The following is a 24,934-nucleotide window of genomic DNA, read 5'->3' on the forward strand; positions in this document are numbered from 1 at the left end:
TAATAACCACCGATTAAGATGCTGCTTGCATCTTAACCGATGGTTATTATTACTATTTTACAGTTGACTTTGTAATATCTAAAACATTGAGAACTTCAAAATAAATGCTGCAAATACTATTGATACCATTGAAAGTAATTTAATCAATATGTTTATGGATGGACCTGAGGTATCCTTAAATGGATCTCCTACAGTGTCACCAACAACGGCAGCTTTATGACAATCCGATCCTTTTCCACCTAGGTTTCCGGCTTCAATATGCTTTTTAGCATTATCCCAAGCTCCACCTGAATTTGCCATCATAATAGCAAGTACAAAACCTGTTACAGTTGCTCCTGCTAATAATCCTACTACGCCATTTACACCTAAAAGTAAACCAACTACTATTGGAATAGTAATAGCGAGTAGTGCTGGCATAATCATTTCCCTTTGAGCTGATTTTGTACAGATATCAACACACCTTGCATAATCAGCTTCTGATTTACCTTCCATAAGACCCACTATCTCTTTAAATTGTCTTCTAACTTCTACCACTATAAGTTGTGCTGCCGTGCCGACTGCATCCATGGTGAGTGCTGCAAATATGAAAGGCACCATTCCACCTATAAATAACCCTATAAGAACCTGGGGATTTAATACTGACAAATTAAAAACAAAATCCAAATTTTCTTTTTTTATAATAATTTCTACTTGATCTCTATATGCTGCGATAAGCGCAAGAGCTGTTAGTGCTGCAGAACCTATAGCAAAACCTTTGCCTGTAGCTGCAGTAGTATTGCCTAAAGAATCAAGAGCATCTGTTCTTTCTCGTACTATAGGATCTTGATGAGTCATTTCTGCAATACCACCAGCGTTATCTGCCACAGGACCATACGCATCCGTAGCAAGTGTTATACCTAGTGTGCTAAGCATACCTACTGCGGCTATTCCTACGCCATATAACCCCATATTATAATCTACTGCTCCTCCAGCAAAATAAAAACTAGTTGCTATAGCCACAGCTACTATTACAACTGGAAGAAAAGTAGACATCATTCCAAGTGAAAGACCACCTATTATAACTGTTGCTGCACCGGTTTTTGTTGTTTGTGCTAGTTTTTGGGTAGGCTTGTATGTGTCTGAAGTAAAGTACTCTGTACAAAACCCAATTAAATTACCTGCTATAAGACCACTTAATATTGCAAAGTAAACTCCAATATGATCCCATCCAAGTACATTCCAGACTAGGAAGAATGTAGCTATCCCAATTATTGCAGAACTAACGTAAACACCTCGTCTAAGAGCTGATAAAAGACTTTTTTGCTCAGCTTTCTCCCCTGATTTAACAAAGAAGGTTCCAATAATAGATGCAACTATACCTATAGCTGCTATGATCATAGGAATTGTAACACCTGAAACTCCAAGTCCAGCTGCTACGGCAAGAGCAGCAGTAGCTACTATTGACCCAACATAGGATTCATATAAATCTGCACCCATACCAGCTACATCTCCAACATTGTCTCCAACGTTATCCGCTATAACTGCAGGGTTTCTTGGATCATCCTCAGGAATTCCTGCTTCAAGCTTACCAACAAGGTCTGCACCTACATCTGCTGCTTTAGTAAATATACCGCCACCAACACGTGCAAATAATGCCATTGCACTAGCTCCCATTCCACATGTAATCAGTGCACTTGTTATATTTTGAATTCTTATACCCGCTTCTAAATCTCTATAGAAAAAATCCAATAAGTAATAAAATATACTAACATGAAGAAGTCCAAGACCTACAACGGTAAGTCCCATTACTGCACCGCTTGAAAAAGCAACGTTTAAAGCACTATTAAGACTTTTCCCAGCTGCATGTGTAGTTCTAACATTTGCACGGGTAGCAATTTTCATTCCTATAAAGCCTGAGAGACCTGAGAAGAACCCCCCACTTATAAATGCAAAAGGTGCAAATGGGGTAATAAACCCAAATGATGCAAGTATTCCTAGTATTACAAACATAGCTGCAAAGAAAATAATCACTCCTGTATACTGTCTTTTTAAATATGCATCTGCACCATTTCTAATAGCAGTCGCAATTTTTTTCATCTGCTCGGTTCCTTCATCTTTTTTTAGTACTTTAGCTGCAAGATAACCGGCAAAAGCAAGGGCTAATATGGAACAAGCTGGGGCTAAAATCAATAAATTCATAATAATTCCCTCCCAAGTATTTTAGTAATAGTGTTTCATTATCTTTACAATATTGTCTTATTATACCACAAATTAAGCTTAGTTGAAAGCTTTAAGCTATCATCAATTTTTTCTACTACTTTCCACCAACATTAAATGCTCTAGCAGCTTACTTCTCATAAATCGATTTTTGAAAATCATTCGTACACCTAATTATCATTATAAATAAAAACCCTCAAATCCTTATTTAACAAGTTTTTGAGGGTTGCGAACCTTGAGTATTAATTCCACTTATATAGTTCACTTATTTTAACAAATATACTCTTGCTTCATAAGGTTTAAGGTTAATTTCATCTATGGACTCAGTCTCTACAATATAATTTGAAATTAGAAGATCCTTATGCTCATATTTTATATTGTTGGAAAGAGCAAATTTAGCAATGTTCTCACAGAAATTACATATTACTAAAAGAGTCTCATTTTTTAATTCTCTTTTATATGCATAGATATCTTTGTGGTCCCCCAAAATTAAAGTATATTTTCCATATACTATTATTTCATTATTCTTTCTAAGTCTTATAAGTTTTTTATAATAATTAAAAATAGAGTTTTCATCTTCTAATTGCGATTGCGCATTAACATATTTATAATTTGGATTTACCTTGATCCAAGGAGTTCCATCAGTAAAACCTGCATTTTTTTTATTATTCCACTGAAATGGCGTTCTTGCGTTATCTCTGCCCCTTTTATAAATAGAATTCATAATCTCATCATGACTTTTCTTACCACTTTCAGTAAAATCTCTATATGCATTTAGTGTTTCAATATCTTTGTAATCATTGATGTTATCAAATTTGACATTTGTCATACCTATTTCCTCACCTTGATAAATGTAGGGAGTACCTTGCATCATATGAAGAAAGGTTGCTAACATTTTTGCAGATTCAATTCTATATTTATTGTCATTTCCAAAACGTGAAACCATTCTTGGTTGATCATGGTTATTTAAATAAAGACTATTCCATCCTTTAGCTTCAAGTTCATTTTGCCATTTTGACATAATAGTTTTAAATTCACTCAGCTCAAATTTTGTTTTGCCCCATTTCCCTTCTGGCCCATCTCCTACACTCATATGTTCAAATTGAAACACCATATTTAATTCATTTCTATCTTCATCTACGTATTCGATAGCTTGCGCAGGTGTTACATCTGGCGTTTCGCCAACAGTTATAACATCATACTTGCTTAATACTTCTTTATTCATTTCTTGTAAATAATCATGAACCTTTGGATGATTTTTGCTGAAATTACCTGGATCTGCATAGTTATTATCTCCATTAAGAATACCGTCAGGATAGCTTTGATCTTTTCCAATCATATTAATAACATCCATACGGAAACCATCAATTCCTTTTTCTAGCCACCATTCCATCATACCAAAGATTTCTTTTCTTAAATTTTCGTTCTCCCAATTTAAATCTGGTTGTTTTTTCGAGAATAAGTGTAAATAATACATTTGTGATTGAGGGTCTAATTCCCAAGCAGAACCACTAAAGCACGATCCCCAATTATTGGGAGGCAAGCTATCTTTTGCATCCCTCCAAATGTAATAATCTCTATATTTATTTGTTTTAGATTTCTTACTCTCAATAAACCATTTATGCTCATCAGAACTATGATTTACGACAAGATCCATCATTATCTTAATCTTTCTATCATGAGCTCGTGATAGCAATAAATCAAAATCCTCTATGGTTCCAAATTCTTTCATTATCCCCTGGTAATTACTTATATCATATCCATTATCATCATTAGGTGATTCATAAACAGGCGACAACCATATTACATCAATTCCTAGTTCCTCAAGATAATCAAGTTTTTCTATTATTCCTCTTAAGTCTCCGATTCCGTCGCCATTACTATCTTTAAAACTTCTTGGGTAAATCTGGTAAACTACACTTTCTTTCCACCAATATTTATTCATAAACTCTCCTTCTTTCTATTGTTTTATAACTTCCTTAACATTTGGTAACAATACCTCTATAATATGGCTAGTTTTTGTCTTTAAGTTCCTACCAATTGCAGTTAGTCTATATTAAATTTCCTCTACCACATTTTACCATATAAACGTAAATTAGTATATATTTTTTACTTGCTATAAAAAATATTTCATGAAAATTAAATTTATTTAGATAAAACAATCTTTGATATAGTAGCAACTATTAATAAAAAAGCTCTTGATTTTAATCAAGAGCTTTTACTGAATTTCTTTCTGCTACGCTAAGTACTTCGTTCATACTTCCAGTTCTATAGCCTAACAAATCAAGGGTTACATATTTAAAACCAATACTTTTCAATTTGTTTCCAACTTTATCCATCATTTCAATATTGAAAAATTTATTTCTTTCTTCAACATTAACCTCTACCCTTGCTATATCTCCGTGGTGCCTTACCCTTATCTGTCTGAACCCTAAATCCAATAAAAACTGTTCGGCTTTTTCAACCATACTTAGTTTTTTCACCGTTATCTCATTGCCATATGGAAATCTTGAGGATAGACATGCAAATGCTGGCTTGTCCCAAGTAGGTACACCCAATCTCTTTGACAGTGCTCTTATATCATTTTTCGTAAAGCCAGCATCCTTTAATGGGCTAATAACTTTTAATTCCTTAGCTGCCTTCATTCCCGGTCTGTAATCGGAAGAGTCATCAACATTCGAACCATCTAAAACTGCATTAATGTTATTATCATCAGCAACTTTTCTAATCTTTGAGAAAAGTTCTTTTTTACAAAAATAGCACCTATTAACAGGATTTTTAGCAAATCCTTCAATTTCTAATTCTTCCGAAATTATGACTATATGCTTTGCCCCGATACCTTCAATATATTTAACAGCTTCCTTAAATTCTCTTTCCGGGTATGTTGATGACTTTGCCGTTATTGCTATAACCCTATTCCCCAAAACATCAGCTGCTACCTTTAAAAGAAACGTGCTATCAACACCCCCAGAATACGCTACCGCTACACTTTCTAAATCTTGAAGAATCTCCTTTAACTTTTGAAATTTCAAATCTAATTCCATATTTCGTCCTCCTGTTCTTATAATGCTATTACTATTTACACTAAAAATATATCACTATATTTAATTTACCATAATATCTAAGCAATAGCATCTTTTTCTTTTGGAGTTTCAAGTTTATGTCCTGAGATTTTATTTATTATAACAGCAATTGCTCCATCTCCAGTTATGTTGCAAGCAGTACCAAAACTATCTTGGGCTACATATAGAGCTATCATAAGCGATGTCAATGTTTCATTGAATCCGAGCATACTTTGAAGAAGTCCAAGTGATGCCATAACCGCTCCGCCAGGAACTCCGGGAGCCGCTACCATTGTAACTCCTAATGCTAAAATAAATCCAAAGAAAGTTCCAAAACCATAATTCATACCATTTAACATCATTATTGCAAGAGAACAACTTACCAAAGTTATTGTGCTACCTGAAAGATGTATAGTTGCACAAAGTGGTATTACAAAATCAGCTACTCCATCACTTACCCCATTTTTTTTAGTTTGAGCAAGAGTAACAGGAATAGTTGCTGCAGATGATTGAGTTCCTATAGCTGTTAAATATGCAGGAATCATTTTCTTAATTAATCTGAATGGATTAGCACCTGATATGCTTCCAGCAACTACATATTGAAGAACAATTACTATAATGTGAAGTAAAATAACTAAAATGAATACTTTTGAGAATACCTTTAATATAGATTCAACTTGACCAGCATAAGTCATATTTGCGAAAGTACCCATAATGTATATAGGTAGTAGTGGAATTATTATTCCAGAAATCAGTTTACTTATAATTTCTTGGAATTCCTTCATAACACTCTTTATGGCAGTAGATTTTATTGCAGCAATTCCTATACCTATTGTAAATGCAAGAACTAAAGCAGTCATTACATCCATTAAAGGTAGTATTTTAAATTCAATAAAGGCTTTAGCAAGCCCACTCTCACTACTACCAAAATTTGCGCCTAGTGCTCCAGGTTTTAAAAACATTGGAAGAATAGTAATATTTGCAAAGTATGCTATTGATCCGGCAATTATAGTAGATGCATACGCTATTCCTGCAGTTAAAGCTAGAATTTTACCAGCCCCACTACCAAGATCACCTATACCAGGTACTATAAATCCTATAATTATAAGCGGTATAGCAAAACCTAAAAATTGACCGAATAGTCCATTGAATGTTGCAAAAATCCTAATCCCTGTTCCTGGAAGTATTTTTCCTAAAATGATACCTAATATGATAGCGATAATAAGTCTAGGAAGTAATCCTATTTTTTTCTTTTTTACTGTTTTTTTCATTTATATTCCTCCTTATAAATAAACTTAATTTGACGTTTAAATTTTAATTTTAATAATTACTTTCATAAATAATGCATTTTTGTTATAGCTTCATTATAGTTCTTCTAAGGTTATCACACAACCATTATTTTACTTTTCTTCCTGTTTTTTAAGTTTATATTCATAAGAAAGATAAAGTTCTTCTAGTTTAGTATCCAAATATTTAGGAGCTATTTTAACTTGTGTTATATTCCCAAGCTTATTTAAATCCTCAAAGAATTTTTTGATTCTATTTTCTATCATTTCTATATTACTAAATTTAACCTTTTCAATTATAGAATCACACTCATCATTAAAAATCCTAAGGACTAATTTAATCATATCCTCTGTCATATCTCCAACTAGTTGATTGCCTTCTTTTATACTTCCATTAACAATCCACTGCTTAAATTCTATAGCTTCCTTTGATTTTATCATCTCAATTTGCTTTTCTCTTATATCCTGAAGCATTGTAGAACATTTTTCTGAATTCATTAAATTATATTCAGATTTATAAACTCCAAAACTTTGCATTAAAATATCATCATCTAAATTTATTATTTGAGACTTTAAGCTATCCACACATGTTTTTATATCGTTATATTCTGCATTAAGTTCCTCAATGAATTTTGTTTTAGTTTCAATTAAAACTTCATATTCATTTGATTTCTGTTCAATTTCATTAGCTTTTAGTTTGAACATATCCTCATATTCTTTGCTTTTCATTTCAATAAAGTCATCATACTCTGTTGATTTATCTTCAAGTTCTTTATCTTTTAACTGGATTAAATTATCATACTCTTTACTTTTGTTTTCAATTAATCCATCGTATTCTGTTGATTTGTCTTCAAGTTCTTTACCTTTTAGCTGAATTAGATCATCATATTCTTTACTCTTGTTTTCAATTATGCAATCGTATTCTGCTGATTTATCTTCAAGCTCTTTACATTTCAGCTTAATTAAATCATCATATTCATTCGATTTTTGTTCAAACTCTCTAGACTGATACACAGCTTGATCATTATATTCTGTTTTAAGTTCTTGTATGTCTTTTGCTTTTGTTTTAATTATATTATCATATCCTTCGAGCTCTGCTTCAAGTTCTTTAGTTTTAGATAAAATTTGACTCATTCCCATTTGAGTTGGAGTTAATTTTATATATTTCAAATTTTTATTTTCCTCGATTAGTTTTTCAACCTCAGATTTATATTGCTTCGCATTTAAAGCATCTTTAATAGACGTAAGTATTGCCATTGAAAACCCTCCTATTTCTTTATTAATTTACATTATACCACAAAAAATTCACTCGTAAATATAGTAATAAGTCAAATTTTAGCTCAATAATTACCAAACTATTAATATTTTCCTAATTTTATCCTTATGTATACTGTAGCTCACTACCCTAAATATAAAAAATACACCTATATCTAGGTGCATCATCTTGTTATATAATCTCTTACTTGTCTATACACAACCATAGATAAAATTATTATCCTTTGACAGCACCGTCAGTAAGACCCCCTACCAGATATTTTTGGATAACACCAAACATAATGAATATAGGTATTAAAGCAATAACAGAACCTGCTGTCATCATTCCCCAGTCTATATCATATTTCCCGATAAAAGCATTAATCCCTGTTGGCAGAGTTTTAAGGCCTTCACGGCTTATAAACAGAGTGTTGAAGAATAATTCATTCCATGCTCCCATAAAAGCAAAAACAAAAGTTGCAATAATACCTGGTTTCATTACAGGAAGTATTATTTTTATCAATGCTTGTATTCTTGAACATCCATCAATCATTGCAGCTTCTTCCAAAGTATAAGGTATTTTTTCGAAAAATCCCCTTATCATCATAGTGCAAAAAGGGATGTTCAAAACTATATAAATTATTATTAGCCCCAGCAAATTATTTATAAGGCCTAATTTTGAAAAAAGCATAAATATAGGCACTATAATCGCTGCCACAGGAACCATCTGAGTTGCAAGGAATAGAAAGAGGGTAAGTTTTTTACCTGCAAATTTAAACCTTGCCAGAGAATACCCTGCAAATAGTGATATAATCAAAGTCCCTATTGATGCAGTAGTACCTACAATCACACTATTTTTAAAGTATACTGGAAAGTTTGTAGTTTTTAATATACTTTCATAATTTTTTAAAGTAAAGTGTTTTGGAAAGTATGTTATAGGTATAGTCACTATCTCCTTAACTGACTTTACTGATGTAATAAATATCCAGATGATAGGGGAAGTCATAAAAATAAAGAATGCTACCATTAAAAAGTATGTCAATGCTCTGCTTAATTTATTTTCCTTGTTCATTAAAAATCACCCGCTTTATCAAATTTCGTAATTGCTAGATAAAGTACAGTATATATGAGTAGTATTACTAAAAATATGACACTTATAGCTGACGCCTGACCAAAATCAAGGGCTTTATATGCTTTAAAAATAATATAAGAAGCCAAATTATTTGATGAATTCAAAGGCCCACCATTTGTCATTATATATATAATATCTGCAAAACTAAATATCCATATGACTCTAAGCAGCAAAGTTGTAATGATAGTGGGTTTTATGTATGGCAAAGTTATTTTGAAAAATTTTGCTACTTTTCCTGCACCATCTATTTCTGCAGATTCGTATAAAGTCAACGGTATTGACTGAAGTGCAGCCAAAATCATTATGGTGAAAAATGGTATACCATACCAAATATTTGCCACTATTGTGCTTGGAAGTGCAGTATTTAATTGTGCCAAGAATGAAATAGGCTCTTTTGTTAAATGCAATTTAATAAAAATATCATTTATAACTCCATATTGCCCATTAAGTAGCCATTTCCATATAAGTCCTATTAAAAAGCCAGGTACTGCCCAAGGCGCAAGAACTAAGGCCTGATATAAGCCCCTAAATTTAAATTTTCTATTTAGTAGCAGAGCCAAAATTAGCCCAAATGTAAACTGGAAACTTATCGAACCTGCAACCCACCAGAATGAATTTTTTAAAATCTTCCAAAAATCTTTTTCTGCAAGTATTTCTTTGTAATTTTCAAAGCCATTAAAGTAAATATTGGGATCATTTAGCCTATAATGATAGAAGGAGGTTGCTATCCCCTTTGCAATTGGATATCCAATAAAAACAAACATTAATACTAATCCCGGCATTATATATAAATAAGGCTCAATATTCTTTTTCTTAACACTGTTTATAACCCGTTTTTTTTGTGCTAATGATTTTTTACTGTCCAAACTACTACCTCCTATCAAGATAAATGGATAATTTCTCCATTTCTCTTTATTTAATACTACTTTTTTTATTGTATTTCGCATTTGCATTTTCTAAATACGTAGATATATTATTCATAGTTTTTTCTGCAGTTTGCTTTTTCAAGAGATATGACTGAAGTTCCTGCCCAGCAACCTTTCCTGTAAATTCTCCCCATTCTGGCAAATATTCAGGAGCGCTGAACAATACTGTATTGGAATCTTCTAAAGTATTTGTATATGCAGAAATATAACCTTTTTTAAACTCAGCGCTATCATTAGGCACTTTTGTTGCAGGAATTACAGAGTTTTTAACACCCCATTTAAGGTTAACTTCAGGGCTCATCATATAAGAAATGAATTTCCAAGAAGCTTCTTTCTTATATGAAGCAGATGGCATTGAGAACCCAATGTATCCTCCTTGTAAATATCTCTTGCCATCAGGACCTACAGGACATAATCCTGTTTCAAATGTTCCTTTGTCCATTTTTGTTTCACATGATTTTATTACTTCAGAGTCCTGTATGATTAGGGCTGTATTACTTGATGTGAATGCATCAACTGTTTCCGCATATCCCCAGTTAAGAGCATCCTTTGGAGCAGCCTTTAGATACATATCAGTGAATTTCTTAAATGTTTCAACGGATTCAGGTTTTCTAAACACACATTTACCATTTTCATCAAAGTAATTTGTAAATCCTCCATTAGTCATAATGAAGTTCGACATAAGGGTCCAGCTTCCCGCTCCTCCTCTGAATGAATATCCATACCTGTTTTTTGATTTATCCGTGATTTTTTCTGCAGTATTAAAGAAATCCTCTGTTGTTTTTGGAACATCAACACCTGCTGCTTTTAACCAATCGTTCCTATAATACATTGCCTGGAAATATAAACTATGAGGAACGACATACAATGTGTCTTTGTATGCTTTACCAAGCTTAAGGCTTTTCTCTGTCAATGTATCCTTTTTGTCCCATTTATTATAATATGGCCCTAAATCTTCAAGCTTTCCGGTTGCACCGATTTCAGAAGCCCAATTTGCAGCCATTTCCATTACATCTGGCAGTTGATTTGCAGCTGACATTGTAATGATTTTATCATGGGCTTGTTCCCATGGCTCAGAGATTAGTTCCACTTTTACATCTTTATTCTTTAATTCAAAATCAGATATAAGCTCTTTTACAAATTTAGTCCTCTCAGGACTGGTTAGAGTCTCCATAAACTGAATAGTTGTTACTTTTGGCTCAGTAGATTTACTGCATCCGATAAAAGACATGGAAGCAATCATAACAAACGCTAAGGTTATTGATAACTTTTTCATTATTCTTCATCCTCTCTTTTCATAAATTTTGATTTCTCCCTCATCATATAAACTTCATGTCTTATAATTTATATTCGAACGCAATAACCAATATAATCTTTTTATATAAATATTTTCTTAAAAATTCATAAATTAGTTTCAAACGTGCATTAAACCTTAATTAACAAAAAAATAAGAGTAAAAAACACTAAAGCTTAAAAACTTTAGTGTTTTTTTTACTCTTATTTGAGTTTTATTTGCTAATTTTCTAAGCTATTTTAAATTTATTAAAAGTTCTCCAGCCTTTACCTGTTGTCCTTCAATAACATTAATTGACTCAACCACTCCTGTTACACTGGCGCTTACCCTTGTCTCCATTTTCATAGCCTCCACTGTCATCAATGGTTGATTTTCAGTTATTGTATCTCCTTCTGCTACAAGAATGGCTAAAATAGTTCCTGGTATAGGTGCTCCGATTTCTAAAGGATTTGATGAATCTGCCATTTCTGGTCCTTGGAAATCTTGCAACGCTTTATTGTTTCTATCTTTTATTTTTATTTCGCGTCTATTTCCATCCACCTCGAAAACAAGAACTTTGTTACCCTCTAAATCCAATCTACCAATGTGAAGCAACTTTATCATATAGGTTTTTCCTTCAGCAATTTCGACTTCGCAGGTTTCACCCTCATTGAGCCCGTGGAAATATACATCGCTTCCGATTCTACTTAAATCTCCAAACTCCTTAACATATTTTATATAGCCATCGAATACCTCAGGGTATAATGAATAGCTAAGTACGTCTTTTTTATTTGGAGCAATATTAAATTTCTCTATTAGGTGTTTCTCTATCTTGCTAAAATCCTCATCAGGGAGTAATTCACCCGGTCTACATGTAATTGGCTTCTCACCCTTTAAAACTAATATCTGAAGTTTTTCTGGAAATCCTCCCATTGGTTGACCCATCATGCCTTTAAAGTATGCTACAACGGAATCTGGGAAAGACATATTAGTAGCTTTTTCGTATATATTTTCTGGTGTAAGGTCATTTTGAAGCATAAATATTGCAAAGTCTCCAACCATCTTAGAGGATGGAGTTACCTTTACAATATCCCCTACCATTTCATTTACTTCTTTATACAGTTCTTTAATTTCATTAAATTTATGTGAAAGTCCGAAACTTTCTACTTGTGGTTTGAGATTAGAGTATTGGCCTCCTGGAATTTCATATCTATAAATTTCAGCGGAACCAGAATTCAAATCTGATTTAAATTGGTCATAAACTGGTCTTACTGCATCCCAATAATCTGAAATTTCCTGAATTCCTTTGGGTTCTATCCCAGTATCCCTGTCAGTATTCTTAAGTGCTGCAACAACTGAATTTAAAGCTGGTTGACTTGTAAGCCCTGACATACTGTTAAAAGCAGTATCTACAATGTCAACGCCTGCTTGAGCCGCCATCAAAACTGTAGCAACTCCATTTCCTGTAGTATCATGGGTATGAAGATGAATAGGCATTCCTACTTCTTGCTTTAGTGCATTTATTAACTTAAACGCAGCATGAGGTTTAAGCAGTGCTGACATATCTTTTATTCCTAAAATATGAGCTCCTGTTTTCTCAATTTCCTTTGCTAGCTTAATATAATAATCCAAATTATATTTATCTTTTTTATCATTTAAGATGTCTCCTGTGTAACAAATACAAGCTTCTGCAACTTTACCACTTTTAATAACTTCATCTATTGAAACTTCCATTCCTTTTAACCAGTTTAGAGAATCAAAAATTCTGAAAACATCAATGCCTGTATCTGCAGATTCTTTAATAAATTCACGGATTACATTATCAGGATAATTTTTATAGCCTACTGCATTTGCTCCACGTAGTAGCATCTGGAAAAGCACATTAGGAATTTTCGATCGTAGCTGTGTTAATCTTTCCCAGGGCGATTCGTTTAAAAAGCGGTATGCTACATCAAAAGTAGCTCCTCCCCACATCTCAAGGGAAAACAAATCTCCTCCATAAACAGAGGTAGCACTTGCTATTTTTAACATATCCTTCGTTCGCATTCTAGTTGCCATTAAAGATTGATGAGCATCTCTCATTGTGGTGTCTGTTAACAGTAATTTATTTTGATTTTTAATCCAGTTTAAAAGACCTTCCGTACCCTGCATATCTAAAATCTGTTTTGTCCCACTAAGTTTATTTGGCATTATAATTTTAGGAACTACCGGCACATCATAAAGCTTTTTAATTCCACTTACTTCATTTACCATTTTGTCTCCAATGAATTTTAACACTCTGCCTTCCTCATCTTCCTTAGGTGCAATGGATATTAATTCTGGACTTTCTTCAATAAAACTTGTATTACATTCGCCCTTCAAAAAAGTAGGATGATTTAATACATTAATTAGAAAACCTATATTAGTCTTTACTCCTGTAATTCTAGTTTCCTCAACAGCTCTTATAGATTTTCTTATAGCATCTTGAAAAGTTCTAGACCATGATATATTTTTTACCAAAAGGCTATCGTAGTAAGGGCTAATTACCGCCCCTGCAAAACCATTACCGCCATCAAGCCTTATTCCAAAGCCAGAACCTGTTCTATATTCTTCTATTTTTCCAGTATCCGGTGCAAAATTATTAGAAGGATCCTCTGTTGTTATCCTGCACTGAATAGAATATCCTCGAAGCACAACATCTTCTTGAGACGAAATTCCTATTTTAGAGGAATTTAAAGCATAATCTTCTGCTATAAGTATTTGGCTTTGAACTATATCAATACCTGTTACCATTTCTGTAACGGTGTGTTCAACTTGAATTCTAGGGTTCATTTCTATAAAATAATGATTCCCATAAGTATCTACTAAGAACTCCAAAGTTCCAGCACTTCTATAATTTACTGATTTAGCTATTTTTAATGCATCATTGCAGATTTCATTTCTTTTTTCTTCTGATATTGAAAAAGCAGGACTGTACTCTACTACCTTTTGATGTCTTCTTTGAATAGAGCAATCTCTTTCAAATAAATGAACAATATTACCAAACTTGTCTCCAAGAACCTGTACTTCTATATGTTTAGACTTTTCAAAATATTTTTCTATAAATAAATGGTCGATACCGAACGCTTTCTTTGCTTCACTTTTAGCACTTCTATAAGCAGAGGCTAATTCGCCTTCATTTCTTACAATTCTCATGCCTCGTCCGCCGCCGCCAGCAACTGCCTTTAACATAATAGGATATCCACATTCCCCTGCGAGTTTCTTTGCAATGTCTACTGTTTCAATTTCTTTTTCATAACCAGGTATCGTAGGAACTCCTAATGATTTTGCCACAATTTTGCATTTAATCTTGTCTCCAAGTTTATCCATCATTTCAGCTGTAGGCCCGATAAATTCAATACCTGCTTTTGCACATTTTTTCGCGAATTCAGGGTTCTCTGATAAGAATCCATACCCTGGATGAATTGCATCTACACCTTTTTTAAGCGCAATACTGATTATCTCCTCAATATTTAGATATGCCTCAACAGGACTTCTGCTTTTTCCAATTAAATAAGCTTCGTCTGCCTTAGTTTTAAAAAGTGAATACTTATCTTCATTGGAATAAATCGCCACCGTACGAATCCCAAGTTCATTACAAGCTCTAAAAATTCTTATAGCAATTTCGCCTCTGTTTGCTACTAGTACTCGTTTAAATTTTTTCACATTTGTTACCCCCTGTTTTAGCCTTTAATCTACTTCATTATTCATAAGAATACAGGATTTTTAAAAAAAATGCAATAAATAAAAATGTCATTGATTTATTTTTATTCCAAATTCTAGTTATATCTTTTTATATTTTTAGGTTTCTGTACCTATTATATACTGCCATTATTTCTTGCTTTCGCGGCATGGCTAAATCTCCACTTCCACCTTTTAATTTATCCATGGATATTAACCCATTTTTCTTTATTTTACAAATTATATCATCAACCATACTTTCAAATCTTAAGCCCTTATTCATAATATTTACCTCTGCCCATTTCATAATTGTGCCTATAGCATTTACTTGTTCACTATCAACTATTTGCTCTACAGCTCTTAAATCTATGTCATCTCTGTTTATACACAATATATTGAGCCCCATTGTTTTGATTTTAACTCCCCTTTCTCCTTGTGAAATAGTTCCGGCTTTAACTACTCTGTTAAATGAGATATCTATTTTTAAATTTCTTTCGTTAATTCTTTTTGTAATATGACCACTACTTAGTTTTTTAGCCTTTTTTGTGACGTCCTTGGCCTCATAATTATCAAGCTGCACTACAGAATCCGCTACATCAAAAAAATCTCCAGAGCTTCCTACTACCATTATTGTTGAAATACCTTTCTGGTTATATAAAGATCCCACTATTTCAATAAACGGTGTGATTGGTTCCTTTTCTGTGCAAACTAATTTTTGCATTAAATCATCTCTCATCATGAAATTAGTAGCTGAAGTATCTTCATCTATTAAAAATACCTTAGTTCTGCTTTCTATCCCCTCAATAATACTCGCCGCTTGTGATGTACTCCCACTTGCGTTCTGCGTAGAGAATTCTACAGTGTCCTTCCCGTTAGGTAAGTTACTAATAAATAGTGATATATCCGTTTTAGTGACGCATCTACTATCTTCTGCCCTTACTTTTAAAGCTGATTCATCTGTTATAACAAACTCTCTACCATCACCTTCAATATGATTATAAACTCCAAGCTCTATTGCTTTTAATAATGTTGATTTACCATGATATCCTCCACCTACTATAAGCGTTATACCTTTTTTTATTCCCATTCCGCAAATTTTGCCACGGCTCTTTGTATTAAACTCTACTTCTAATTCCTTTGGTGAGGCAAATACCATGCCAGCTTTTAATGCTTTTGTAGATATTCCACTTTCTCTCGGCAGCATTGATCCATTGGCTACAAATGCAACTAGCCCTCTACTTGCAAGCGACCTTCTTATATGCTCTTGATCTTCTACTAAATTTACTCTGCTTATTAATTTTTCACTATTAATATTTTTATACATTAAAGTCCTCTCTACAATATTTGGTATAACATTATACAAAATTTTCTCAAGCTCTCTTGATAAAACGCTTCTTCCTCTCGCTGGAAATCCAACATAAAACCTTGCTTCTATTTTATCCTCATCTATAATTATTGAAGTTCTATTTAGTATCTCTTGTGGACATTTGCTTATAGCTATTAATCCACTCTTCCCAGATCCAAAAACTTTTACGCAGCACTTATTTATATTAGAATAAAATTCTCTTGTTAAATAATCAGCTACTGCAATATTTTTTATTTTATTATCAAAAGTATCCTTTGGAAATTTAGCAACCCTCTGATTTACTATTACCCTAATTCTTGATGGTGATGCAAAAGGATCACCTTGAACATGATCTATGCAAAGTGCAAAACCCCCAAAATCATACTCTCCCTCTAACTCCTTGTACAACCTATAACTTTTCCCATCAATTCTAGCTAGTTCTTTTTTTAACAACTCCAAACTTTTCATTAAACTCTCCTCTTATTCTTTATAAAATAAATTTCACTTTCTTATAATATAAAAAAGCTACTAAACTATGGATTTTTTGTTTAGTAACTTATAATCTACAATACAATGTCTTATTATTTAATACACCTATATTAATTATACACATCTTTATTTGTTGCATCAATAATCATGTAAAATCCGATAAAAATAGTTATTCTTTTCATAAATTAAAAGGAGGATTATACCCCTCCTTTTTGATTTAAATCTCGTATTCTACTATTTCTTCTATAATATCTCTAAACTTTATAGTTCTATATTTAGTGAAATTAAGCCATTTATTTGCAAAAATATCGTTAATGCCTTTTTCGTAATCAGCGATATAGTCCAATAAATCTTTATCAGCGCCTATATTGATACCAAACCCATTTTCATTAATAGTGACTACGGCCTCATAAGAATACTTATCTATTGAGATAACATCCATTAACTTACCAGCCCTTATTTTAGCAACAATGCTAGCATTTAATACTATTACATCGAAGTTTTCTTTAAAATCATAACTTTCTCCAAGGAAAGGTACATTATCACAAATGTTATATTGCACGACTTTTGACAAGTTCTTTTTAACTTCTGCTGTTTTAATATCATAATAATATTCATCAAAACAATTTATTGGAATCTTAATTTCACCTTTAATAAAGCTAGTCACCGTTACTTCATCAGGATCAATAGCGCCTGAAATAATTCCACCACCACATGCTTCATAACCATCCACTATTACAAATCTACCAGTGTTTTGGTTATCTGAAAATTTATCAAAGCATATATTCTCCTTTGTTTTTATAGTAACTTCAGCTACATCATTAGTTTTTGCCTCAAGTGCATTTTCGTAAGTACCTAAAGTAGTTGCATCTATAACTTTATTAAACGATACAATTTCACATTCCACTTCTTGAGTTACAAGCTTTATCTTATATTTCCTACCTTTTACAAAATTGCTTTTCCCCATCCAAAATATATTGGTCTTAAAAATATTTGAGACAATAGGTGTATTTTTTTTATGAGAGATTATTTCTCCTCTTTTATTAAAAAATTCATCTTCAAAAGTAATACCTACCGACATACCTGCACTTACAGTTTTTACATTATCTTTTTCTACAAAATATTCAATAGTTTTAACTTTTGTAGTTTTATTTTCTGGTGAAATAAGAATCTCATCCCCAATATTAAGTGTACCTGCCTCTACTCTTCCTGCAATTATTCTCCTATTATCAAACTTATATACATCTTGTATAGGTAATCTTAGAGGTTTTGCTTCGAGGCCTGTTTCTTGGGTAAATAAATCTAATGCTTCAAGCACAGTTTCCCCCTTATACCAAGATAATTTATCGGATTTTGAAGTTAAATTTTCACCGTAAAATGCTGATATAGGGATATAACTCATAGGGTGTACATTTAGATTATTTAAAAAAGCATTCATTTCATTTTTTATAACATTAAACTTTTCCTGGCTATAATCAATAAGATCCATTTTATTAACTACAACGCACACCTGCCTAATCCCTAAAAGAGAAAGTATATAACCATGTCTTTTAGATTGTTCTTGAATTCCTTCTTCCGCATCAATTATTAAAAGTGCAGCTTCAGCGCTAGCTGCCCCTGTAATCATGTTTTTAAGAAATTCTACATGTCCTGGAGCATCTATAATTACATAATCCCGCATGTCTGTATGAAATTGAAGAGAAGTTGTATCGATTGTTATTCCTTGTTTTTGTTCTTCTTCAAAAGCATCTAATAGGTATGCATATTCAAATGGTTTACCTTTTTCTTTAGCAATTTTTTTAACTCTGTCTATTGCACCTTCTGGCAATGATTTTGTATCATAAAGCAATCTTCCAATTACTGTAGACTTGCCGTGATCTACGTGTCCTACCGTAACTATTCTTAATACTTCTCTTGTATTTTCCATTAGTAATAAACCCCTCCCTTACATATACCCATCTTTACGAAGCTTTTGCATTGCGTAAGCATCCTCTTGATCTTGAGCTCTACCTGCGCGTTCACCTGTTGTAGTGTTTTTTAGTTCTTCAATAATTTCATCAATAGTCGTAGCCGTAGAATCTATCTTACCAGTACACTCAGCGCAACCAAGACTTCTATATCTTTTGCCGTCTTTAGCAAAATACAAATCTATAATTGGTATATTTTCTCTCTGTATATAAGCCCATATGTCAATTTCACTCCAATGAAGTATTGGATGAACTCTAATATGATTGCCCTTTGGAAAATCAGTTTTAAATTGATCCCAAAGTTCTGGTGCTTGATTAGTATAATCCCATTCCGAATCCTTATTTCTTTCACTAAATACTCTTTCCTTTGACCGCGAACCTTCCTCATCACTTCTAATTCCTAGAATTAATCCATCAAATTCATACTTTGTAACCACCTGTTGAAGGCCATCTGTTTTTAGTGCCTTGCAGCAATTAAGTCTTCCACAATGTGGCCCCATACCATTCTTTATAGCTTCCTCATTCGTGTGTACTATAAGGTCAATATTAAACTCTTTAGCAATTTTGTCTCTATATTCAATCATTGCAGGTATTTTATGTTTGGTATCTACATGAATAAAAGGAAAAGGACAATGTCCAAAAAAAGCCTTCTTAGCGAGCCACAACAGTACTGTTGAATCCTTTCCAATTGACCATAACATCCCAAGTCTACCTAATTTTTTATAGGATTCTCTTAATATAAAAATACTTTCTGCTTCTAATGTATCTAAATGATCCATAATTTTACCTCCCTAATATTTGTTAGCCTCTGCTACATTTGTTGTAATAATGATTTCTTCACTATTTGGTTTAAACATGTGCCAATGAAGAAGATTTTTTTCTTTTTTTGTATTTAAATAAGTTCCTTTACCTCCAATATCTGCTCCAAGATAATAATTTATAGCCATAAAAGGACATTCTTTAACGCAAGCACAACATCCCCAACACTCCTGTGGGTATTCTATAAAAGCTTTTGAGTCATTCTTTTTAAATATAAGATTTCCCGGGCAAACGTCCATACATTTTCCGCAACCCACACATTTTTGTGGATCTATTTTAATGCTCATAAACTTCATCTCGCTTTATTAAATTTCTAAAAACAACTTTAACCTTTCCATCTTTATATATTGTGTTGATATATTTAAGTAAACCATCATCTTTATATGGAAAATCCGCATTATCTCCATAGCATTTCCAGCGGGTTTCTTTTCTTTTTAGAAGATGAACTATTAAAACTTTGCAAACATATAACCTATCTATGACTTCAAATATTTGCAAAAGTTCTCGCATGTCCTTGGCCCTCAAATCCTTTGAAAGCACTAAAAGCTCATCTATTTTACCACTTGCAATTCGCAATTTTGAAGAATTAAAAACATAGTTTTTAGATATACCACCTGCATATTCATCCATTACCTTTTGCATAGCCTCTTCAACACCATTTATAGAAAATAAACTGTCATTATCTTCAAGAAAAGTTTCTAATAATTTAGCTTTAGATAAAATTTCTTCTTCCTCTATTAATTTATTTTTCTTGTTTTTTATAAACTCCGTTGCGGCATCAGCTGCAATTTCACCTTCGACAAAACAACCAGTTACATATTTTTTAGGGCTTCCCCCTGCCACATCCCCAGCTGCATATAATCCTGAGATAGTAGTAGCTCGTTTTGCATCCACCCAATAACCGCTAGCAGAGTGACCACCTACTATATAAGGTTCTGTACCTTCTATCTCCAAATTTTCTGTACTAGGCCCCAAACCATCTTCAATCCACTTTAAAGTCTGTGCTGGAGCCATATTAAGATATGCCTTGTAGAGTTCTTCCTCTACTTCCTTTGAAATGCCCTTAGTTTTCAAATAGCAAGGTCCTAAGCCTTTTTTATTTTCCTCTACAGTTGCAAATAATCGTGTAATGGTTAAAGGTCTCCCATAGTTTTGTACATACTCCGTATCGTAGGCATTAATTTGCTTAGCACCAATACCTTGAGCCACAGTGCCTGTAGGTGCTATGGTGTCCTTGCATCTAAGCGCAATAAACCTCATTTCAAAAGATGTCATCTCAGCCCCTGCTCTTATTCCCATTGCATACCCTGCTCCGGTATTAAAAGGTGAATACCACATCTTATGTTTAGAAAATCCAGGATTATTAGGTTTATAAAGGCCTGAAGCTCCACCAGTGGTGCAAATAACTGCCTTTGCATAAATTACATAAAAAATATTTTTTTCTATATGGAAACCATAAGCACCTATAACTACTTCATCTTTAACAATGTAATCTATTATATTTACCTTGTTTAAAACCTTTATGTTTTTCTTTGAGTTAACCTCATTTGCAAGAAGAGGTTTTATATTTTCCCCATTGATTTTAATACTTCTTTTGCCACGAGTAACATATTGGCCCTGTGAATCCTTTAAGATTGCAAGCCCTAGTCCCTCCATATTTTTTGTAACTTTGTTTAAATTTTTAGCAATAGAATATACCAGGTCTTCCCTTATTATTCCCTCAGCTTCATTTTTAACATAATCTACGAAGTCTTCTGGGGTATATCCTTTATTAATATAACCATTGATTGCATTAACTCCTGCCGCTAGACATCCGCTTCTTTTTATATTAGCTTTGTCCACTACTATAATGCTTATGTCTTCTCTCTTAGTTAAAGTAAGTGATGCATAACATCCGGCCGTGCCTCCACCAACAACTAATATATCTGCTACCAAAGTTTTCATTTCTAGCTTCATCTTAACCTCCTAAACTATAGCTTTAAATAATCTAATATTTTATCTACACATTGATCTATAGTTTGCTCTTTTGTATTTATCACAATTTCTGGATTTTCTGGGTTTTCGTAAGGTGAAGTTATTCCTGTAAATTCTTTAATTTCAGCGAGTCTCGCCTTTTTATATAGATTTTTAGGATCTCTTTTCTCACATTCGCCAAGTGGGCAATCTACAAATATTTCAATGAAATCTTCACCAAGAGTTGCTCTTACCATTTCACGGTTTACAATAAGCGGGGATATGAAACAAGCAATAGTTATTAGTCCTGCATCTACAAATAGCTTTCCAATTTCACTAATTCGCCTAATATTTTCACTTCTATCCTCTACAGAAAATCCAAGATCTGAATTTATGCCAAGGCGAATATTATCACCATCCAATAGATAAGTTGATTTTCCTAGATGATTTAATTTTATCTCTAAAGCGTTTGCCACCGTAGACTTACCAGAACCTGATAACCCAGTAAACCATAATAACTTAGATTTTTGTGTAAGTGTGGCTTCTCTATGCCTGCGAGTTACAAACGTATTATGCCAGGTAAGATTTTCTGTACTCATTTAACTTCACCTCCATCAATTTTTAAAAACTAGACCCTATCAAGACCCCAAATATGTCTCATGCTTTTCTCTAATCTTGAAAAAACAAGTTTATCAACTAATAACCCAAGAATTATTATTACTATCATTACTGCTACAACCTGGCTAATGTCTGCTAAATCTCTTCCTACCATTAGTACTTGACCAAGCCCCTTTGTAGACGAAAGCATTTCCCCAGCCATTAGAGCCCTCCATGCAAAGGACCATCCCTGCTTTAATCCACTAACTATATCCGGCAACGCTGCCGGCAGGATTACCTGAGTATAGATCTTTCTACCCTTAGCTCCCATCGTTCTTGCAGCTCTTATATATAAGGGATTAACATTTTTTATTGCATAATTAACTGATATTGCCACCGCAAATGTGGAACCAATTGCAATTACAAAAATAATCGAACTCTCACTAAGCCCAAACCATAAAATCGCAAACGGCAACCAGCAAATACTTGGCAATGTCTGAAGGCCTAGAATTAATGGACCCAGGTTCTCTTCTAAATATTTAAATTTAGCAATTGTGAGCCCAAGAGTAACTCCTATTACTACTGAAATAAAATATCCCACTAGTATTCTCTTTAAACTTGCAACAATGGCTATCCCTATAGTATTATCCTTTATTAGAACTGCCAGAGTCCCAAAAACATCTATAGGTGATGGTAACGTATAAGGCCTCCAAATTCTTAGAATATCAACTCCTACTTTATAAATCGCCTCCCATATTAATATTAGAAGAATATAAAACAGAATTTTCTTCAATATTCCAATCACCATCGTATTCTGCTTTTGCAACCTTCTCCACCTCCTCTTTTAATGCTTTCATTATTTTAGATGTGTAATAAGCAATATCACAACTTTCCATCTGTCTTGGCCTTGCAAGCTCTATAATAAACTCCTGCTTTATTCTACCTGGATTTGCTGCCATCACTACAACTCTATTGGCCAAATAAACTGCCTCTTCTGCGTTGTGAGTAATAAAAATGATGGTTTTTTTTGTATTTACCCATATGCGTTGCAATTCTTGTTGTAACATCATTTTAGTCTGACTATCAAGAGCCGCAAAAGGTTCATCCATTAAAAGTATTTCGCAGTCAAGAGATAGTGCGCGAGCAAGTGCTACTCTCTGCTTCATTCCCCCCGACAGCTCATAAACATAGGAATTCTGGAACTTTGAAAGATGAACCATTTTCAAATAATGTAGTGCCTTCTCGTATCTAACTCCCTTAGTCACACCTGCCATTTTCATTCCAAACTCTACGTTATCAATTACCTTAAGCCATGGGAATAATGCTGCTTCCTGAAACATCACTGTCCTATCTGGTCCCGGCCCAGCTATCTCATTACCATTAAGTATAACCACGCCCTTAGTGGCCTTTTCAAGTCCTGCCAAAATATTTAGCAGTGTTGATTTCCCACAACCAGACGGTCCTAGTATACATACGAAGTCGCCCTTTTTTATCTCTAAATTAAAATTTTCAAGTGTGCTTGTTTTTTTATGTTTTGAAACAAATTCTTTGCTTACGCCCTTAACAATAAGACTCAAATTTATCACCTCTTTTATTTGATTTGATCTTGCCCTTTTTCTTTTAAAACTTTATTCAAAATACTAAGATTAAACAACTCCTTAGTATCTGGCTCTAATTTTAAGAAGCCTGCATGGAGTGAATATTTAACAAAATCAATTACTGAGTCTTTTTCCGGATTATTTGTAATTGTTAATCTCTTAAAAGCAGCATCTAAAACATCATTTGGTATTCCTTTTTTAGTTAATTCAGTAATTTGTTTGTTTACTATTTCCTTAGCATTATCTGGATTTTTATTAATATAATCAGTTACTTCTACATGATTTCTTATAAAATTTTCAACAATTTGTGGATGCTGCTTTAAAAATTCAGTTCTAACAACTACTACAGCAGTAGTATATTTTCCTTTTCTAAATATTTCTTTATAATCTAAAATAATATTTGCTTTCGCCTCTTTAATAAATCTTGAACCCCATGGTTCTGGCACTAAGGCTGCATCTATATCCCCTTTTTGCATCAGAGATAAAATATCCGCATTTGCTGCTTGCCTTACTTCCACGGTTCCACCCTTTGTCGTGTCTTTAAGCCCATTCGCAGATAATATATTTCGAAGTGTTAGATCTTGTGTATTACCAAATTGTGGAACTGCAATTTTCTTGCCACTTAACTCTTTTAGATTTTTAATAATTGTTCCTCTTTTAGATACAAATATTGCTCCTGCGTCGGTTGCCCCTGCAATAATCTGAATGTCGCCTTTGGATTTTGCATATCCATTAATAGCTGGACCAGGCCCTATATATGCTATATCAATAGCTTCTGCAAAAAGTGCTTCTATTTCTGCTGGGCCTGCATTGAATAATTTCCAATCTATCTTATTTTTTCCGCCGACGGCTTTTTGAAAACTTCCCTGTGCGCGTCCTACAAGAGCTTGTGAATGAGTTATGTTTGGAAAATACCCAACTCTAAGATTTACATTATCATTTTCTACTTTTTTAGATGAGCATCCTGCTAATCCCCCAAGTATTAAAACACCTACGAATAATACCATTGAAAATTTAAGACTCTTTGAATTTTTCATTTTATCTCTCCTAATTTAAATCCCCACTTTTAACAATATTTCAAAAGGAAAGTGTCCCTCTTATATATTTTATATAAGTATATATTCCATCCCCTATAATGTCAATAGGTTTACTATGTTTTATTGAAATGTCTTCCACTTCTATAAGTGAATGGATACAATTAAGATACATACTATAACAAATAAGATGCATACTATAACAAATAGAAAACTTCAGTTGGAATATAAATCTCCTCCTGAAGTTGTTAAACCCTTCGAAGCTGCGCTAGTTATAATTTAATTGATAGCAAAGTTTTTTATT

The 24,934-nt window shown here is 33.1% G+C and carries 18 protein-coding genes; all 18 read right to left on the reverse strand.

Annotated elements, in window-relative coordinates:
• Positions 1-78: 78 nt before the first annotated feature.
• Entirely contained in the window at positions 79-2,178 is a 2,100-nt protein-coding gene (locus tag ACWJJ2_RS05155; protein WP_216304422.1) for a sodium-translocating pyrophosphatase, read from the reverse strand.
• A gap of 283 nt (positions 2,179-2,461) precedes the next feature.
• On the reverse strand, positions 2,462-4,141 hold the full coding sequence (locus ACWJJ2_RS05160; RefSeq protein WP_220286879.1) for a glycoside hydrolase family 13 protein: 1,680 nt from the start codon (positions 4,139-4,141) through the stop codon (positions 2,462-2,464).
• A 259-nt stretch (positions 4,142-4,400) separates the two neighbouring features.
• Complete coding sequence (gene larE / locus ACWJJ2_RS05165; RefSeq protein WP_216304420.1) at positions 4,401-5,240, reverse strand: ATP-dependent sacrificial sulfur transferase LarE; 840 nt, start codon at positions 5,238-5,240, stop codon at positions 4,401-4,403.
• A 77-nt stretch (positions 5,241-5,317) separates the two neighbouring features.
• Positions 5,318-6,529, reverse strand: a complete 1,212-nt coding sequence (locus ACWJJ2_RS05170) for a dicarboxylate/amino acid:cation symporter (RefSeq protein ID WP_216304418.1) — start codon at positions 6,527-6,529, stop codon at positions 5,318-5,320.
• Between the two features lie 129 nt (positions 6,530-6,658).
• On the reverse strand, positions 6,659-7,801 hold the full coding sequence (locus ACWJJ2_RS05175; protein ID WP_216304417.1) for an SNIPE associated domain-containing protein: 1,143 nt from the start codon (positions 7,799-7,801) through the stop codon (positions 6,659-6,661).
• A 235-nt stretch (positions 7,802-8,036) separates the two neighbouring features.
• Positions 8,037-8,870 carry a carbohydrate ABC transporter permease gene (locus tag ACWJJ2_RS05180; protein ID WP_216303655.1) on the reverse strand — a complete coding sequence of 278 codons (834 nt, stop codon included), beginning with the start codon at positions 8,868-8,870 and terminating at the stop codon, positions 8,037-8,039.
• Positions 8,870-9,796, reverse strand: coding sequence for a carbohydrate ABC transporter permease (locus tag ACWJJ2_RS05185; protein ID WP_253198224.1), 927 nt, complete (start codon positions 9,794-9,796; stop codon positions 8,870-8,872). Before ACWJJ2_RS05185 ends, ACWJJ2_RS05180 begins: the two co-directional genes overlap by 1 nt.
• A 46-nt stretch (positions 9,797-9,842) precedes the next feature.
• A complete protein-coding gene (locus ACWJJ2_RS05190) occupies positions 9,843-11,132 on the reverse strand; it encodes an ABC transporter substrate-binding protein (protein WP_462953941.1) in 1,290 nt (429 codons plus the stop codon).
• A gap of 252 nt (positions 11,133-11,384) precedes the next feature.
• Entirely contained in the window at positions 11,385-14,813 is a 3,429-nt protein-coding gene (locus tag ACWJJ2_RS05195) for a pyruvate carboxylase (protein ID WP_216303657.1), read from the reverse strand.
• Positions 14,814-14,940: 127 nt separating this feature from the next.
• A complete protein-coding gene (locus tag ACWJJ2_RS05200) occupies positions 14,941-16,641 on the reverse strand; it encodes an ABC-ATPase domain-containing protein (RefSeq protein WP_462953942.1) in 1,701 nt (566 codons plus the stop codon).
• Between the two features lie 238 nt (positions 16,642-16,879).
• Positions 16,880-18,589, reverse strand: coding sequence for a sulfate adenylyltransferase subunit 1 (locus ACWJJ2_RS05205; protein ID WP_462953943.1), 1,710 nt, complete (start codon positions 18,587-18,589; stop codon positions 16,880-16,882).
• A gap of 18 nt (positions 18,590-18,607) precedes the next feature.
• Complete coding sequence (gene cysD, locus ACWJJ2_RS05210; RefSeq protein WP_220286883.1) at positions 18,608-19,408, reverse strand: sulfate adenylyltransferase subunit CysD; 801 nt, start codon at positions 19,406-19,408, stop codon at positions 18,608-18,610.
• A 12-nt stretch (positions 19,409-19,420) separates the two neighbouring features.
• Positions 19,421-19,735, reverse strand: a complete 315-nt coding sequence (locus ACWJJ2_RS05215) for a 4Fe-4S dicluster domain-containing protein (RefSeq protein WP_462953944.1) — start codon at positions 19,733-19,735, stop codon at positions 19,421-19,423.
• Positions 19,725-21,404, reverse strand: a complete 1,680-nt coding sequence (locus tag ACWJJ2_RS05220; RefSeq protein WP_216303662.1) for an adenylyl-sulfate reductase subunit alpha — start codon at positions 21,402-21,404, stop codon at positions 19,725-19,727. The genes ACWJJ2_RS05215 and ACWJJ2_RS05220 overlap by 11 nt, the downstream gene beginning before the upstream one ends.
• A gap of 14 nt (positions 21,405-21,418) precedes the next feature.
• On the reverse strand, positions 21,419-22,000 hold the full coding sequence (gene cysC / locus ACWJJ2_RS05225) for an adenylyl-sulfate kinase (protein WP_220286884.1): 582 nt from the start codon (positions 21,998-22,000) through the stop codon (positions 21,419-21,421).
• A gap of 29 nt (positions 22,001-22,029) precedes the next feature.
• Complete coding sequence (locus ACWJJ2_RS05230) at positions 22,030-22,806, reverse strand: ABC transporter permease (protein ID WP_216303692.1); 777 nt, start codon at positions 22,804-22,806, stop codon at positions 22,030-22,032.
• Entirely contained in the window at positions 22,736-23,575 is an 840-nt protein-coding gene (locus ACWJJ2_RS05235; protein WP_220320296.1) for an ABC transporter ATP-binding protein, read from the reverse strand. Before ACWJJ2_RS05235 ends, ACWJJ2_RS05230 begins: the two co-directional genes overlap by 71 nt.
• 14 nt (positions 23,576-23,589) lie before the next feature.
• Positions 23,590-24,633: an aliphatic sulfonate ABC transporter substrate-binding protein gene (locus ACWJJ2_RS05240; RefSeq protein ID WP_220320297.1), complete on the reverse strand. Its 1,044-nt coding sequence runs from the start codon at positions 24,631-24,633 to the stop codon at positions 23,590-23,592.
• Positions 24,634-24,934: the final 301 nt, after the last annotated feature.

Source organism: Clostridium sp. CM039 (assembly GCF_055081075.1).